The sequence below is a fragment of the Deltaproteobacteria bacterium genome, from assembly GCA_016213065.1.
Lineage (GTDB): Bacteria > UBA10199 > UBA10199 > SPLOWO2-01-44-7 > SPLOWO2-01-44-7 > JACRBV01.
In genome coordinates this window covers 1-13,838 of record JACRBV010000104.1, presented here as the reverse complement: position 1 = coordinate 13,838, position 13,838 = coordinate 1, and the positions used below count along the sequence as shown (strand labels likewise).

Here is a 13,838-nt window from a genome sequence, read left to right as displayed (position 1 = left end):
CTTTGGTAACGACCGGAATTTTGAAAGAAACCATGCCCGATTATCAGCATCAAAAAGAGTTATCTGCTTTAATGAGTCCTCAAATCAGAGACTTGTTGAGCAAAGCCGGAATCGAACTTACTTCTTTTTCGGCACTTCCATGATCAAGGCAACCCTTGTTCTTTATTTTGCGATGTTGTGCGCCGCCATCGGAAATATTTTTTTGCGCAAGGGAATGAAGAGGATCGGCCCTCTCAAACATTGGCGTCCCATTCCTCTTTTTAAATTTTTTTGGAACTCTTTGACAAGTTTCTATGTGGTGTTGGGGATTATTATCAGCGCCGCTTACTTTTTTTTATGGATGACGGTACTCTCGTGGGCCGATGTAAGCTGGGCTTTGCCCATGAATGCCATCGAATTTGTTTTTGTGGCTCTGTTGGCCATTTTTATGCTCCGTGAAAAAATTGATTTAAACCGGTGGATTGGGATGGGTCTTATCGGCACAGGAATTCTTTTAATCATGAAGTCTTGGAAATAACGTCATAAAATATGTGGAAAGCAATTCTTATACTTTCTTTGGCTCTTATTGCGGCGGGGCTTGGGAATATCTGTTTGCGCAAGGGAATGCTTTTGATTGGACCCCTTGATACGTTGCAGATTTCTCTGCTTTGGAATTATTTTGTGGGTGTTTTGATGAATCCGTGGATTATTGCGGGGATTTTGCTGGAATTGGTCTATTTTCTTTTATGGCTGGCAGTCCTCTCATGGGCGGATGTGAGTTGGGGACTTCCCATGCACGCGATGGAATATATTTTTGTTGCCGTTTTAGCACAATTTTTGTTAGGGGAGGAAGTCCCGTTAATCCGATGGGTGGGGGTTGGCCTCATTTCTGTTGGAATTCTTTTCATGATCAAGTCATGGAACACAACAACTGAAAGGTTGGAAAGGGAGATCGAACATGTCACAGACTAAAATGAATATCCCGCCGGTAAAAGCTTATTTCCCGGAAGAGGATCGCAATTGGGTCGCTTCAAAAATCAACGAAATGCTTACAACGGGTCAATTGACCTTGGGAGCACTGGGACGCGAATTTGAAAAAGAATTTGCGGCGTTTACCGGTGCCCAATACGCCATCGCCGTTAACAGCGGAACCTCGGCCATCGAAATTCCCTTAAGAGTTTTGGATGTTGCCGAAAAAGATGTTTTGGTTCCCACCAATACATTTTTTGCAACGGGCGCCGCGGTGGTACACGCCGGCGGCAATCCGGTTTTTGTTGATATGAATCCTGAGACTTACGCCATTTCCCCCGAACAACTCGAAAAGAAACTGACTCCCAAAACAGTGGGTGTGGTGCTTGTGCACATCGCCGGTCTTGTTTCCTATCAGACTCCGGAAATCGCCGACTGGTGTAAGAAAAAAGGATTGTGGCTTTTGGAAGACGCCGCTCACGCCCATGGTTCCACCTATCAGGGAAAACACGCCGGAACTTTCGGCGTTGCGGGAGCTTTCTCTTTTTATCCCACAAAAATCATGACCTCCGGTGAAGGCGGAATGATTATCACAAACGACAAAAGAATTTTTGAAGAGGCTCAACTCTATCGCGATCAGGGAAAAACCTCTTTCCTCACCAACACCCACGGCAAAATGGGTTACAACTGGCGTTTGAGCGAACCACACGCCGCCATTGGTTTGGTGCAATTAAGACGCCTCAAAGAAATTCTGACCAAAAGAGACAAAATTGGTGCCTTCTATAATGAAGAGTTGAAGAATTGCTCGTTTGGAAAACCTCTCGCGATTCCGCAGGGAGGATTCACAAATTACTACAAATATATTTTCACTCCGGACAAACCTTTTACCGATCGCGCAGGATTCAAAAAGGCGTTCAAGGAAAAGACAGGGGTGAGTTTGACTGGAGAAGTTTATGAATTGCCGCTCCACAAACAGCCGGTCTTTCAGAAATACGCAACTGGGGCTCTTGCAATAGCCGAAGACCTTTGCGCAAGACATATCTGCCTGCCGGTTTTCCCCAGCATGACGGAAGAAGAAGCAAAACATGTAGTGGCAAGTTTAAAAGAAGCATTTAATAATAACTAGCCGCGAAGCGGCGTTGAGGGGGAGGCTCCAGTGGCTTTGCCACTGGAGGGGGCGACGTGAGCCCCTACAAAAAGGAGGCATTCCATGGCTAAGGTCGTTGTTACCGGCGGCGCCGGTTTTATTGGTTCTCATGTGGTTGATCATTTGAAAGATGCGGGACACGAAGTGGTGATTCTTGATTACCACGCGAAGTCCCATCGCAATGACGTGAAATGTGAAGATGTTGATCTTCTCGATTTTGCCTCCGTGCTGGAAGCAACAAAAGGGGCGGAACATATTTTTCACATCGCCGCCGTTGCGAATGTGAATTACGCCTACAAATATCCAGTCTATTGCACCGACTTGAATGTGAAGGGAACAGTGAATGTGCTCGAAGCCGCCCGTATTCACGGTACCAAGCGCGTCTACTTTGCCTCCACCGTTTGGGTTTATAACGGTTCGAAGGAACAGGAACCAGTCACCGAAGATTCACCCTTTTATCTTCCTTCGGCGGGACATATTTATACTTCCACAAAAATCGCCGCCGAAATGCTCTTTCATAATTACGCCCAACTTTACAATGTACCCTTCACAATTTTGCGTTACGGAATTCCCTACGGACCTCGCATGCGTGAAGAGCTGTTGATTCCGATCTTCCTGAAAAAAGCATTCAACGGCCAGCCTCTTACAATTACGGGTGAAGGCGAGCAATATCGCAATTTCATTTATGTGAGCGATTTGGCAAAAGCCCATGTTTTGTCGATGAGCGAAGCGGGGCACAATCAGGTTTTCAATCTGGAAGGACCGGAAAAAATTACGGTTCGCAGAGTTGCTGAATCGATCCAAAATCTTTTGGGTAAAGATAAAGTCAAAATTGAGTTCGAGCCTTCGCGTCCGGGAGATTTCGGCGGCAAAACAGTTTCCGCCGCAAAGGCGAAACAGATTCTTGGTTGGGAATCCACAACCTCTTTTGAATCAGGTCTCGCCTCAACGGTTGATTTCTTCAAGTCTAAATGGGGAGCGTAGCAAGGAAACCCGTGAAAGTTTTAATTACAGGCGGAACCGGATTTATTGGTGGCAATCTGGTCCGCCTTTTATTGAACAAAGGTTGTTCGGTTCGTGCCCTTGTTCGCAAAACTAGTTCCCTCGAAAATCTTGAAGGGCTTGACGTTGAACTTGTCTATGGCGATTTGCGCGATACCTCTTCCCTCAAAAAGGCCTGCCAAGGTTGCGATCAACTCTATCATGTTGCCGCCTCGTATCAATTCTGGTCGGAAGACCGACAAGAATTTTACGAAAGCAATGTCAACGGAACGCAAAATATTTTAACCGCCGCGCGTTCTGCAAACATTTCGAAAATTGTTTACACGAGTACGGTTGGAACCGTTCGTTACCCTGACGATCCTTTAAAACCTTCCGATGAAACCGCTTTTCCCACGCAAAAAGATCTTTACAACGATTACAAACGTTCCAAATTTCAAGCCGAAGAAGTCGCCTTGCGTTTCGCAAAAGAAGGTCTCCCCATTGTGATTGTGAATCCTTCCGCGCCGATTGGACCGCGAGATATTAAACCCACCCCCACCGGAAAAATCATCGTTGATTTTTTGAAAGGGAAAGTTCCCGCGTACATCGATACAGGACTTAACATTGTTGATGTGGCAGATGTGGCGGAAGGTCATTGGCTGGCGGCTCAAAAAGGAAAAGTGGGGGAGCGCTATATTTTAGGAAATGAAAATATATCGCTTAAAGAAATTTACGAAATGATTGCCCGATTGACCGGAAAAAAACCACCCCGTTTTCAAATCCCTTACACGGTTGCATTAACATCCGCTTATGGAAGCGAATTGATTGCGAAAATTTTGCAAAGACCGCCTTCAATTCCCGTAGGCGCGGTGAAAATGGCGAAAAAATATATGTACTTTAATTCCGAAAAAGCCGTGCGTGAATTGGGTCTCCCACAAAGCCCTATCGAAAACGCCTTCGAAAAAGCAATTCAATGGTTTCAAGAACACGCTAGAACAAATTAACTTTTCATTGGGATATCTGTCATTCCTGCGAAGGCAGGAATCCATGTGTTTATCAGCTTTTCTGGATCCCCGCTCCCTGCCTACTGCCTGCAGGGACAAGCTTCGCGGGGATGACAGACTAAAATTTAATTTACTGTAACAAATAAAAAAGCCGGAAGGTTTATTCTTCCGGCTTTTTAAATTCTAAAAAAGAAAGAGCTCTTAGTTAGCAGCTTTTTTCTTCTTTTTGGTTTTCTTGGCTGTTTTTGCTGGTGCAGCCTTTGTGTCTTTGGCGTCTGTTGTTGCTTCTGGAGTTGCAGGGGTACCTTTTTTGGCACCGGCTTTGGCAACTTCAGTGGCAGGAGCGGCGGCCTTTGTGGCTGTTGCTTGGACAGCAACTGGTGCCTTTGTGGCGGCCGCTGGTGCCTTGGCTTCGTCAGCCTTTACTGCAGAAACGCCACTCAAAACGAGGGCTGCTGCAACTGCGAACAATAAAGTTTTCTTCATTTCTTCCTCCTTGGGGATTTCCCCATAATTGTGCTTCGTAGCTAACAGAAACCCTCTTTAATGCAAATTAAATATTCTTAATGTGCAAGCCGAGAATATCTTGGAGGGGTTTGTTGGTAACCAGCCCAAGGAACTTTAAGATAGATTTCACAAGGAACTTTTGTTAGTTTGCCCGGCGTGGACATTCGAAAAGAGGTTATCCAAACTGCAAAAAAGAGAATTCTTTTTACCCGCCACGCTGTGGATCAGATGAATAAACCAGAAAGAATGATCTCGGAAGAAGAGGTCAAAGCGGTATTATTAGAAGGAGAAATCGTGGAAGAATATCCCAATGATCCAAGAGGTTCCAGCTGTCTTATGGGCGGGTGGTTTAAGGGACAAAGGACGTTGCATATTGTTTGCGCTCCAAAGGAAAATTATTTGGCCATTATCACAGCCTACATACCCGATCCTCAAGAATGGGACAAAAATTTTAAAATACGAAGGAGGTAAAAATGGAATGTTCTTATTGTAAGGGAAAAATGGCAAAGGGAAAAACATCTTACACAATCAACCGAAGAGGATATCACTTGGTTATCGACCAAGTGCCCGCCTACCTTTGTACCCAATGTGGAGAGCCCTATTTTGAGGAAGAAGGAGTAAAGGTTATTCAGGAAATGTTAAAAGTCATCGACAAAAAATCGGAAGAGTTACAGGCGGTGGCATAACTTTTTTACTGTTCATCTAATAATTGATCTTGGCGTAGTGGCCCGGCTTGAGGGCTCCTAGTTTGAAGAGACCGATGGCGGTGCGGCGCAAACGAATAACGAAGAAGTTGAATTTTTCAATCATTTTACGGACTTGTCTATTTTTCCCCTCGGTTAAGGATATTTGCAACCAACAATTTTTGTCAGTTTTTTTCAGGATTTTGACTTTTGTTGGTTGTGTGGTTCCCCAATCCAGACGCACGCCTTTTTCCAATTTTTCTAAAATTTCAGGGGTTGGAATGCCGGAAATTTTAACTTCATAAGTTTTAGGCACCTTGGATTTGGGATGGGTCAATTCAAACGTCAGATCGCCATCATTGGTGAGAAGAATCAAACCTTCCGAATCAAAATCAAGACGTCCAACCGGATAGACACGTTCTTTGATATTTCCCAGATAGTCATAAATTGTGGGACGGTCTTCCGGATCAAAATGGGTAACCATCACATTTTTGGGTTTGTGAAAGAGGTAATAGACCTTCTTGGTAACGAATTTTACGCGTTTTCCATCAACGGCAATTTTGTCGCTAATCGGATTGGCTTTGGTGCCCAGTTGAGTAACCCGTTTTCCGTTAAGAGAAACGCGGCCCGCTTCAATCCATTTTTCTGCTTCACGCCGCGAGCATAAACCGGCTTCGGCCAAAATTTTCTGCAGACGCTTTTCTTTCATAAGTGTTGGACACTTATGACAGCAAAATAAATTTTACAACATATCCTTTGGCTGATAAGGCCTTTTCCATGGCCCACCGAAAAGATTATTACCAGCTTTTGCAAATTTCCCATCATGCCGACCCGGCCATTATCAAGGCCGCCTATTACACTCATTTGAAAATTTTGCGGAAACATCCTGATTTAGGTGGTTCGGAAGAAGAAGCCAAGCTTCTCAATGAAGCCTATGAAACATTGAGTGATGAAAAAAAGAGGCGGGAATACGACAGAAAATTATTGGAGAATGTTATTCCCATCTCTTCGGTGCATAAAGAAGAAAATCCGTTTAATCCTTCCCAAGAACAACGTTTAGCGACTCGTGTAGCTTTTCAACAACCGTTGCAATTCAGACAATATCCGAAGGGAATCTGGTTTGAATCCCAATTCCGCGATGTTTCCACAAGAGGTGCCTGCTTTCGTTCGGTGGGCAAATTCAAAGAAGGAGATTTGGTCGAACTGGAAATGTCCAAAGCTCCTCATGTGTGGGCGGTGGGTAAAGTGCGTTGGGCACGTCTTCTTCCGCAACGCTTTGGTTCTCCTTTGCATGAAGGGGGCGTGGAATTTCAGCAGATTGATGTGAAAGCTTTCCAGTCCTATTTGACTGCGTTTGGTTTGGATCATCTTTTTTAATTCTATGCAAAATATTTTGGGAAAGTTGTTTCAAGTTTTTAGTTTTGGTGAAAGCCATGGTCCGTGTATCGGTGTGGTGGTGGACGGTTGTCCCGCCGGTTTGAAAATTGATCTCCAAAAAATTTCAAAAGATCTTGCGCGGCGCCGCACTGGACAAGATTTGACTTCCTCAAGAAACGAAGAAGATACATTTGAAATTCTCTCCGGTGTTTTGAACAACACCACAACCGGTGCCCCCATTTGCATGACCGTCTGGAATGAAGATGTTCAATCCAAAGATTATGAGGCCCGCCGTTTCACTCCAAGACCGGGACATGCCGATTACACCGCCTTCATAAAATATGGTGGCTTTGAAGATTATCGCGGAGGTGGAAGATTTTCAGCCCGCATCACCACCGGTTTTGTCATGGCGGGAAGTCTTGCCAAACAACTGTTGGAGCAAATCGGTGTTAGCATCTCAGCTCAGCCTGTTGAGATTGGCGGTGTTCAGGATCCTTCGCAGATGACTCGTAAAATAAATGAAGCGATGGAAAAAGGGGATAGTGTGGGGGGTATTATTGAAGCGACAGCTTTAAATCTTCCCGTCGGTTTGGGGGAGCCGGTCTTTGATAATCTTGACGCAGAATTGGCTAAGGCTCTGTTTGCTCTTCCCGCTGTGAAGGGAGTTGAGTTTGGCAATGGTTTTGAATCAGCCAAAAAATTGGGTTCGCAAAATAATGATGCTTTCGAAATGAAAGACGGAAAAATTCAGACAACCACAAACAACGCGGGCGGTATTTTGGGAGGTTTATCGAGTGGTATGCCGCTGGTTGTCCGTGTTGCTTTCAAACCAATTTCTTCCATCGCCCAAAAACAAAAAACGATTCATTTGAAAACCGGCGCAGAAACGGAGCTTGAAACAAAAGGCCGTTTCGATCCGTGCCCCATTCCTAGAGCTATTCCGATGGTGGAAGCCATGATGGCCATTGTGCTGGCCGACTTCTGCCTGCGCGCCCAAAAAATTCCCAGAGTCTTGGAAAATCACTGAATTACTTTATATTTTCTTCCCACTTTTTGGAAAGCGGCGATGGCTTTGTCGAGGTGTTCTTTAGTGTGGGCGGCGGAAATTTGGACGCGGATGCGGGCTTTGTCTTTGGGAACGACCGGATAAGAAAAACCGATGACATAAATTCCTTCATTGAGTAAATCTTTGGCGATGTTTTGTGCCAATTTGGCATCTCCCAGCATAACGGGTGTAATAGGGTGCGTTCCTTCTAAAATATTAAATCCCGATTGTTTCATTTTTTGACGGAAGTAATGGGCGCTTGTCTCTAGTTGATCCCTAAGCGCCGTGGATTTTTCGAGAAGTTCGAAAACTTTTAAAGAAGTGGCGACAATCACGGGAGCAACGGTATTGGAAAAAAGATAAGGACGAGAGCGCTGTCTTAGATATTCGATAATTTCTTTTTTCCCCGTGGTGAATCCGCCCGATGCGCCGCCAAGCGCTTTTCCAAGTGTGGAAGTGATGATATCCACGCGCCCCATGACGCCGCAATGCTCCGGCGTGCCGCGGCCTGTCTTGCCGATAAAACCCGTAGCGTGGGAATCATCGACCATCACAAGCGCTTCATATTTTTCAGCCAGATCACAAATGGCGTCGAGTTTGGCGATAAAACCGTCCATTGAAAAGACACCGTCGGTGGCGATCATCTTCAACCGCGCACCTTTGTCATCAGCCGCGCGTAATTGTGTTTCCAAATCATTCATGTCCGAATTTTTGTAGCGATAACGCTCTGCTTTGCAAAGACGGACGCCATCAATAATGGAGGCGTGATTCAGTTCATCGCTGATAATGGCGTCTTGTTCATTGAGAAGAGTTTCAAAAAGCCCGCCGTTGGCATCGAAACAGGAAGAGTAGAGGATGGCATCTTCCGTTTTTAAAAAGCGGGCGATGGTGGCTTCCAATTTTTTGTGAAGATCAGTGGTGCCGCAGATGAACCGGACCGAAGACATTCCAAAACCTCTTTCATCAAGCGATTTTTTTGCCGCCGCGATGAGTTCCGGATTATCAGCCAATCCCAAATAATTATTGGCACAAAAATTAAGCACTTCGCCCTGCGGAACTTTGATGTTGGCCCGTTGCGGAGATAAAATGAGCCTCTCTTCTTTATAAAGTCCCGCCCCCCGAATTTCCTCGAGCTGTGTTTTGAGAATTTTTTCAAGTTTTCCGTACATTATTTTACAAAGGCTCGCTATCAAATGGAGACAAAAAGACAACCCCATAATACAAGTTGAACGGAAATGGCCGAGATGTTAGGGATTGCGGGCCGATGAATATGAAATCCATCCCCATTACCTTCGACAAAAGTCACATTGTCACTATTGGGGAAAAACTCTATGCTGAAGCAATCGAACTAATTCGGGAATTGGTCAACAACGCCTACGATGCCGATGCCACGAGGGTGGATGTAATCCTTTCAGAAAATGAAATCCGTGTTCAGGACAACGGCTCCGGAATGGATTTCGAAGGTCTCAAGCAGTATTTCAATATCGGTTCTCCCCTCAAACAGACAAGTTCCAAATCTCCGCGCTTTGAACGGGCGCGCATCGGCCAATTTGGAATCGGGAAATTTGCCTCACTAGCCGCCTGTGAGCGTTTCGAGGTAATGACCCAAAGAAAAGACTTTGCCGCCAATGTTGTTTTCGACAAGAAAGAATGGGAGGCGAGTGGTGACAGCTGGCATCTTCCAATGGAATTGATATTGCTCGACAAGGAACGGGGCGACGGCACAACGGTTCTGCTGAAAAATCTTGTCAAAAAATTTGATCCGGAGGACGTGGAAAACTGCCTTATCTCCGGCGTACCCCTCAAAGCGGAGCATTTTCAGGTTTTTCTCAATCGGCATCCCGTGACACCCAAAAGTTATGCCGGACACCGGATTCCCATTCTCGAAGGAACTTCCTTTGGACCCATACATGGCGAGATTGTTTTATTACCGGCAAGTTCCGCTACTACGGAGGATTTGGGAATTGAATGCAGGGTCAAGGGGGTCACGATCAGAAGAGAATTTTTTGGAATGGAAACGTGGGGTCCTTTGATGAGCCGTGTGCGGGGAGAAATTCACTGTGATTTCGTTCCCATTACCTCGGATCGCACCGGTTTTATCACCGATTCGGAAGAATACCAAGCCTTGCAAACCGCCATACAGAGAGTCATGGCAGAGGTTAAAAAACAAATCGGCCGTTTAGAAAACAAACAGGAAAATCGCAGAGCATCTCGCGCCTTGAATGAGGCGCTGGAAAGAGTTTACGCCGCCTTGCTTCGTAATCCCGACCTTTCACCTTTTGGAGCCATACCGGAGGGAGATTTTAACAAAGGAATTGGCAAGGCGGCAGTCAAACCGAAGGAAAAATCTGTCGACGAGGGCAATGGCTCTAATGAAGAACTGAGCTTACAAAGCACGGAAAAAGAAGAAACCAAAATGGAAGAGATTCCGGCCAAGCTGAAAAAATCTTCCAAAACGATGAAGCGCTTAACGCCTGATGCGGTTGTAAAAAGACTGAGGTTTGGAAAAAACAAAGTCGCTTGCTGTCTGGATCACTTTGGTCCGGAGGGTTCGGAATGCTTTACGGAAGGAAGCGTCATTTACATCAACAGAGATCATCCCCTTTATCTCCGCGAAAGCAAAAAAGTGGTGACCTACACCATGTATATCGCGAGACTTCTCACTCAAGAACTGGCTTTAATGAAAGATTCCAGAAGTCCCAGGCAGGCCTTCGAGCGTCAGAGCAAATTGCTGAAGGATGCCTTTCAAGGGACAGAAAAGAGTTAATCACATCTAATCCTATAATGGTAGATAATGAGCATTATAGGATGATATTAACGTTTGACAAACAATCCTATAATTAACTATTATTCCTATTATAGGATCATAACTATGAATAGTGAAAAAGGCCCTAAATCATTTTCTGGGAGGAAATATGAAATCTCTCTTTTAGAGGAGGAGCATCAAAAAACGCTGTCTCGCGCCAGTTTCATTGTCCTTTACGGCCGAAGGCGGGTTGGCAAAACAAGGCTCATCACCGAATTTTATAAGGACAAAAATCTGTGGCGTTTTGACGGAATTGAGGGTCAGCCCAAAACGGCTCAGATACAAAACATTTTAGATCAGACGGCCCTGTATTCCGGAGATGATTTTTATAAATCCCTGAAGTGCCGTACGTGGATAGAACTGCTCAAGGCGCTGGACAGGGCTGTATCGTTAAGCAAAAGCAAATATAACAAAACAATTTTTCTGGATGAATTGCCCTATATGGCGGGTCGTCAGTCGGAGCTTGTATCGGCAATAAAATGGGCATGGGATAATTTGTGGCAGGACAAGAAGGGGTTTACATTGGTTCTTTGCGGTTCCATTGCCTCGTACATGATCAAGAAGGTGGTAAAATCATCCAGTCTTTACGGCAGAATCAAACTTGAAATTCTCCTGAATCCCCTCAGCGTGCCGGAAGTTTCCGAATTTTTTGGAGGTAAAAAAGCCTTGAAGGAAATATGTGATCTGTACATGTTTTGCGGCGGGATCCCTGAATATCTACTTCAGATGGATTTTCATGTAAGTGTGTCAAAGAACATTGCGCGCCATGCCTTATGCAAGGACGGTTATTTTGTCGGCGAGTTTGACAGGATATTCAAGGACATCTTCAAGGAAGAAAAAATATACAAAAAAATTATTTTACTTTTGAGTCGATACAAAAGTTTGAAGATTCCGGAAATGACGGATTTGTTGGGCAGGACGGGCGGCGGGGGTTTTGTCGGATTTCTCGAAAATCTGGAATCGGCGGGGTTTATAAAAAGTGTGGCACCTTTTGATCGTCCGGAAGACAGCAAATTAAAGCGTTACCGCTTGGACGATGAGTATCTGTTGTTTTATTTTAAATTCATCTATCCGAATCTGAAAAAAATACGGGAGAATACGGACCTGAACCGGGCATTGTCTTTGCTTACGGGCCACAGTTACAAGTCGTGGGCCGGTTTTGCCTTTGAGCGCCTCTGTTTGAAACATGCCGGACAGCTGATGAAACATTTAAAAATGGATCAGCTTGTGAAAAACTATGGAGCCTATTTTGATCGCCGGTCCAATATCAAGGAAGGCGTTCAAATAGACCTCCTATTTGAAAGGCACGATCCTGTCGTTACGGTGTGTGAAATGAAATATTACGATGGTCTTGTCGGAAAATGGATCATAGAAGATGTTGAAAAAAAAATTTCGCTTTTGGGTGAAACAAAAAAAACGGTAGAAAAAGTTTTAGTAACTACAAATGGAATTACCGAAGATTTAAAACTATCTAACTATTTTTCGCACGTCGTCCTGATCGACGAACTCTTTGCCTCCAATCATTGGCCCCTGTAAGTGTCGGACACTTGTGCAACTATGCGAAATTCCTTTGTTTTATGTGGGTTACGCAACTTTGGGGTCGTGGCGGACGATAATAGTAGTGTATGGGGATGACTATGCCTCAAAGGCTTGAAGGTGAGATTCGCTTAATAAATGATGAGCTTTTCTATCTTTATCAGACGGAGCAATCCTATTTTGATGATCATCCTGTTACCCTCTGGTTCTCGCAGATTGCATCCGGCAAGGATTTGACGGAGGAAAGGGTCGCTCTCGAATCGCAAATTCAGTCGGGCCACGGGTTTGCAGAAAGGGCAGGGAATGCGCTCATTGAAGGAAAAGAGAAAGAGGCACAAGCGCTTCTTTCCAACGCCAGACGGTATCTCACAGACGCCCGCTCGCTTTGGCTCAGACTGAGCGAGAAAGGAAGCAAGGCCGCTGAAAAAGGCGAAGTGGCGGTAACGGCGGTTGCTGTTGCCTCTTTGAGCTTTTCCGCTCCAGCAGGGGGGCTGACGCTCCTTGGAGCCTCAGTAGGACTGACTTTGGGTACTGGCATCTCTGTTGCACTCCATGCCGGCGGTTTTTCAGCCATTCGGCTTTTGAGGGAAGACGCCGAGCCACCCGAAGTTCCAACGCCCTCTGCACCTGAATCCGGAAAAGAAGAAAAGAAAGAAAAAATTCCAATGTGCACCGAATCTTTGGTCGCCGATTCAAGTGATATTGAAGAAGGTGTCTGTTCCCCTGTTCCACAAAAACCAAATCCGTTCGAGGCATGGGTTGACAAGGCAATAGTAGAACCGGTGCAGGAGCTTTCTGCAAAATCGATTCCTCGCAGTGAATTGACTGAGCAGGCAAGGACCGCCATTATGGAGTGGGATAAAGACCGCTCCAAGCGGCATCATTATGGCCATTTTCTTATAAATGCGGAATATTCCGGGGCGCTATCCGCAACACTTCATAAAGAATGGAACGCGAGACTTGATGAATTGCGGACGAAAACGGCCGACATCAAAGACCCGTGGCAAAAGTTTCACAAGGTGATGGAGGAACTCTATCCGCGTTATCTTTCCTTCTATGTTGACGGTCAGGCGGGTTTTGCCGGTCTTTTGAAAGGTGAGGGAGGTAACTGCGAAGCTCGGATGAAGATGATCCTTTCTGCAATTGAAGACCTGAATTTGGAACTGCCACCCGACAATGTGATTGGAATTCAGAATTTTGCCGATCATATTCAACTCGTTCTTTATAATACAAAGACCGGTGTGATTTTTGATCCCATGATGCGTGAGAAGACGACAGAGACACCGGTGCCTCTCTATGATCCGCATATTATTTTCAACGCGTTTTTGAAGGGGGAGGGCGAGATCTCTTCGTTTGATGATGCGCATTCTATCCTCTTGCCGGCAAACACGGAAAACTCAACCGGCATGGCGCATTCTACCAACGCTACAAATTCCAAATTTGCGTTTCCGGGCCCCGGTGTTTATTTTTTGACATCGGCACCGCCGGATTTCGATTTTTCCTCATCGCCTTATGGAGCGGGTGCGGAATCTGCACAGTTTTCAGGCGCAGAAGCACCGAGGCTGTCCGCCATCTCCTTGGACGACATAATATCAAAAGGAGATCGTAAAATTATCGGAGACGAGATGAAAAAGAGTGGCCTCGATTTTAGGGGAGGTTATGCCGACACTGATTATGTTCTCTTCGAAAACAAAAGAGACGCAGAAATTTATAATGATCTGGCATCGGTCGGCGACCAACGACGCTTTTTATTATCAAAATTCCAACGCGCTGTTGCCCGTGCATACGAGAACAGAGATTTTGT

At 45.4% G+C, this 13,838-nt stretch carries 15 protein-coding genes; 12 read left to right on the top strand and 3 right to left on the bottom strand.

Going from position 1 to position 13,838, the window contains the following annotated elements; genetic code table 11:
* Nucleotides 1-139: 139 nt before the first annotated feature.
* The 5 genes from HY877_06085 (at nt 140) to HY877_06065 (ending at nt 4,080) form a co-directional block, all read left to right on the top strand.
* Nucleotides 140-517 (top strand): EamA family transporter, encoded by a 378-nt coding sequence (locus HY877_06085; GenBank protein ID MBI5299844.1) that lies wholly within the window; start codon nt 140-142, stop codon nt 515-517.
* An 11-nt stretch (nt 518-528) separates the two neighbouring features.
* Nucleotides 529-951, top strand: a complete 423-nt coding sequence (locus HY877_06080; protein MBI5299843.1) for a hypothetical protein — start codon at nt 529-531, stop codon at nt 949-951.
* 1 nt (nt 952) lies between these two features.
* The gene (locus HY877_06075; protein ID MBI5299842.1) at nt 953-2,074 is read left to right on the top strand and encodes a DegT/DnrJ/EryC1/StrS family aminotransferase; all 1,122 of its coding nucleotides are present in this window, start codon (nt 953-955) and stop codon (nt 2,072-2,074) included.
* Nucleotides 2,075-2,158: 84 nt separating this feature from the next.
* Entirely contained in the window at nt 2,159-3,079 is a 921-nt protein-coding gene (locus tag HY877_06070; protein MBI5299841.1) for an NAD-dependent epimerase/dehydratase family protein, read from the top strand.
* 11 nt (nt 3,080-3,090) lie between these two features.
* Nucleotides 3,091-4,080, top strand: coding sequence for an NAD-dependent epimerase/dehydratase family protein (locus HY877_06065; protein ID MBI5299840.1), 990 nt, complete (start codon nt 3,091-3,093; stop codon nt 4,078-4,080).
* A gap of 201 nt (nt 4,081-4,281) precedes the next feature.
* Here the strand turns inward: HY877_06065 and HY877_06060 are convergent, their stop codons facing one another.
* On the bottom strand, nt 4,282-4,566 hold the full coding sequence (locus tag HY877_06060) for a hypothetical protein (GenBank protein MBI5299839.1): 285 nt from the start codon (nt 4,564-4,566) through the stop codon (nt 4,282-4,284).
* A gap of 249 nt (nt 4,567-4,815) precedes the next feature.
* Here HY877_06060 and HY877_06055 point away from each other — a divergent pair, with 249 nt between their 5' ends.
* Nucleotides 4,816-5,058, top strand: a complete 243-nt coding sequence (locus HY877_06055; GenBank protein MBI5299838.1) for a DUF4258 domain-containing protein — start codon at nt 4,816-4,818, stop codon at nt 5,056-5,058.
* A 2-nt stretch (nt 5,059-5,060) separates the two neighbouring features.
* On the top strand, nt 5,061-5,273 hold the full coding sequence (locus HY877_06050; protein MBI5299837.1) for a type II toxin-antitoxin system MqsA family antitoxin: 213 nt from the start codon (nt 5,061-5,063) through the stop codon (nt 5,271-5,273).
* A 16-nt stretch (nt 5,274-5,289) separates the two neighbouring features.
* Here HY877_06050 and HY877_06045 read toward each other — a convergent pair whose 3' ends face one another.
* Nucleotides 5,290-5,979, bottom strand: a complete 690-nt coding sequence (locus HY877_06045; GenBank protein ID MBI5299836.1) for an rRNA pseudouridine synthase — start codon at nt 5,977-5,979, stop codon at nt 5,290-5,292.
* Nucleotides 5,980-6,047: 68 nt separating this feature from the next.
* Here HY877_06045 and HY877_06040 point away from each other — a divergent pair, with 68 nt between their 5' ends.
* Both HY877_06040 and HY877_06035 read left to right on the top strand, forming a co-directional pair.
* On the top strand, nt 6,048-6,647 hold the full coding sequence (locus HY877_06040; protein ID MBI5299835.1) for a J domain-containing protein: 600 nt from the start codon (nt 6,048-6,050) through the stop codon (nt 6,645-6,647).
* Nucleotides 6,648-6,651: 4 nt separating this feature from the next.
* Entirely contained in the window at nt 6,652-7,674 is a 1,023-nt protein-coding gene (locus HY877_06035; protein ID MBI5299834.1) for a chorismate synthase, read from the top strand.
* Here the strand turns inward: HY877_06035 and HY877_06030 are convergent.
* Nucleotides 7,668-8,861 carry a glycine C-acetyltransferase gene (locus tag HY877_06030; GenBank protein MBI5299833.1) on the bottom strand — a complete coding sequence of 398 codons (1,194 nt, stop codon included), beginning with the start codon at nt 8,859-8,861 and terminating at the stop codon, nt 7,668-7,670. The two genes, HY877_06035 and HY877_06030, sit on opposite strands and share 7 nt — an antisense overlap.
* A 95-nt stretch (nt 8,862-8,956) precedes the next feature.
* Between HY877_06030 and HY877_06025 the strand changes: the two genes are divergently transcribed.
* From HY877_06025 to HY877_06015, 3 genes are all read left to right on the top strand, one after another.
* Nucleotides 8,957-10,459, top strand: coding sequence for an ATP-binding protein (locus HY877_06025; GenBank protein ID MBI5299832.1), 1,503 nt, complete (start codon nt 8,957-8,959; stop codon nt 10,457-10,459).
* A gap of 105 nt (nt 10,460-10,564) precedes the next feature.
* Entirely contained in the window at nt 10,565-12,034 is a 1,470-nt protein-coding gene (locus tag HY877_06020; protein MBI5299831.1) for an AAA family ATPase, read from the top strand.
* A gap of 101 nt (nt 12,035-12,135) precedes the next feature.
* On the top strand, nt 12,136-13,838 hold a 1,703-nt coding region (locus tag HY877_06015; protein MBI5299830.1), incomplete at its 3' end, for a hypothetical protein.

Excerpts from the sequence above, each read along its gene's own strand:
- HY877_06085 (MBI5299844.1), top strand. The coding sequence starts at position 140 with ATGATCAAGGCAACCCTTGTTCTTTATTTTGCGATGTTGTGCGCCGCC.
- HY877_06080 (MBI5299843.1), top strand. The coding sequence starts at position 529 with ATGTGGAAAGCAATTCTTATACTTTCTTTGGCTCTTATTGCGGCGGGG.
- HY877_06075 (MBI5299842.1), top strand. The coding sequence starts at position 953 with ATGAATATCCCGCCGGTAAAAGCTTATTTCCCGGAAGAGGATCGCAAT.
- HY877_06070 (MBI5299841.1), top strand. The coding sequence starts at position 2,159 with ATGGCTAAGGTCGTTGTTACCGGCGGCGCCGGTTTTATTGGTTCTCAT.
- HY877_06060 (MBI5299839.1), bottom strand. The coding sequence starts at position 4,566 with ATGAAGAAAACTTTATTGTTCGCAGTTGCAGCAGCCCTCGTTTTGAGT.
- HY877_06055 (MBI5299838.1), top strand. The coding sequence starts at position 4,816 with ATGAATAAACCAGAAAGAATGATCTCGGAAGAAGAGGTCAAAGCGGTA.
- HY877_06050 (MBI5299837.1), top strand. The coding sequence starts at position 5,061 with ATGGAATGTTCTTATTGTAAGGGAAAAATGGCAAAGGGAAAAACATCT.
- HY877_06045 (MBI5299836.1), bottom strand. The coding sequence starts at position 5,979 with ATGAAAGAAAAGCGTCTGCAGAAAATTTTGGCCGAAGCCGGTTTATGC.
- HY877_06040 (MBI5299835.1), top strand. The coding sequence starts at position 6,048 with ATGGCCCACCGAAAAGATTATTACCAGCTTTTGCAAATTTCCCATCAT.
- HY877_06035 (MBI5299834.1), top strand. The coding sequence starts at position 6,652 with ATGCAAAATATTTTGGGAAAGTTGTTTCAAGTTTTTAGTTTTGGTGAA.
- HY877_06030 (MBI5299833.1), bottom strand. The coding sequence starts at position 8,861 with ATGTACGGAAAACTTGAAAAAATTCTCAAAACACAGCTCGAGGAAATT.
- HY877_06025 (MBI5299832.1), top strand. The coding sequence starts at position 8,957 with ATGAATATGAAATCCATCCCCATTACCTTCGACAAAAGTCACATTGTC.
- HY877_06020 (MBI5299831.1), top strand. The coding sequence starts at position 10,565 with ATGAATAGTGAAAAAGGCCCTAAATCATTTTCTGGGAGGAAATATGAA.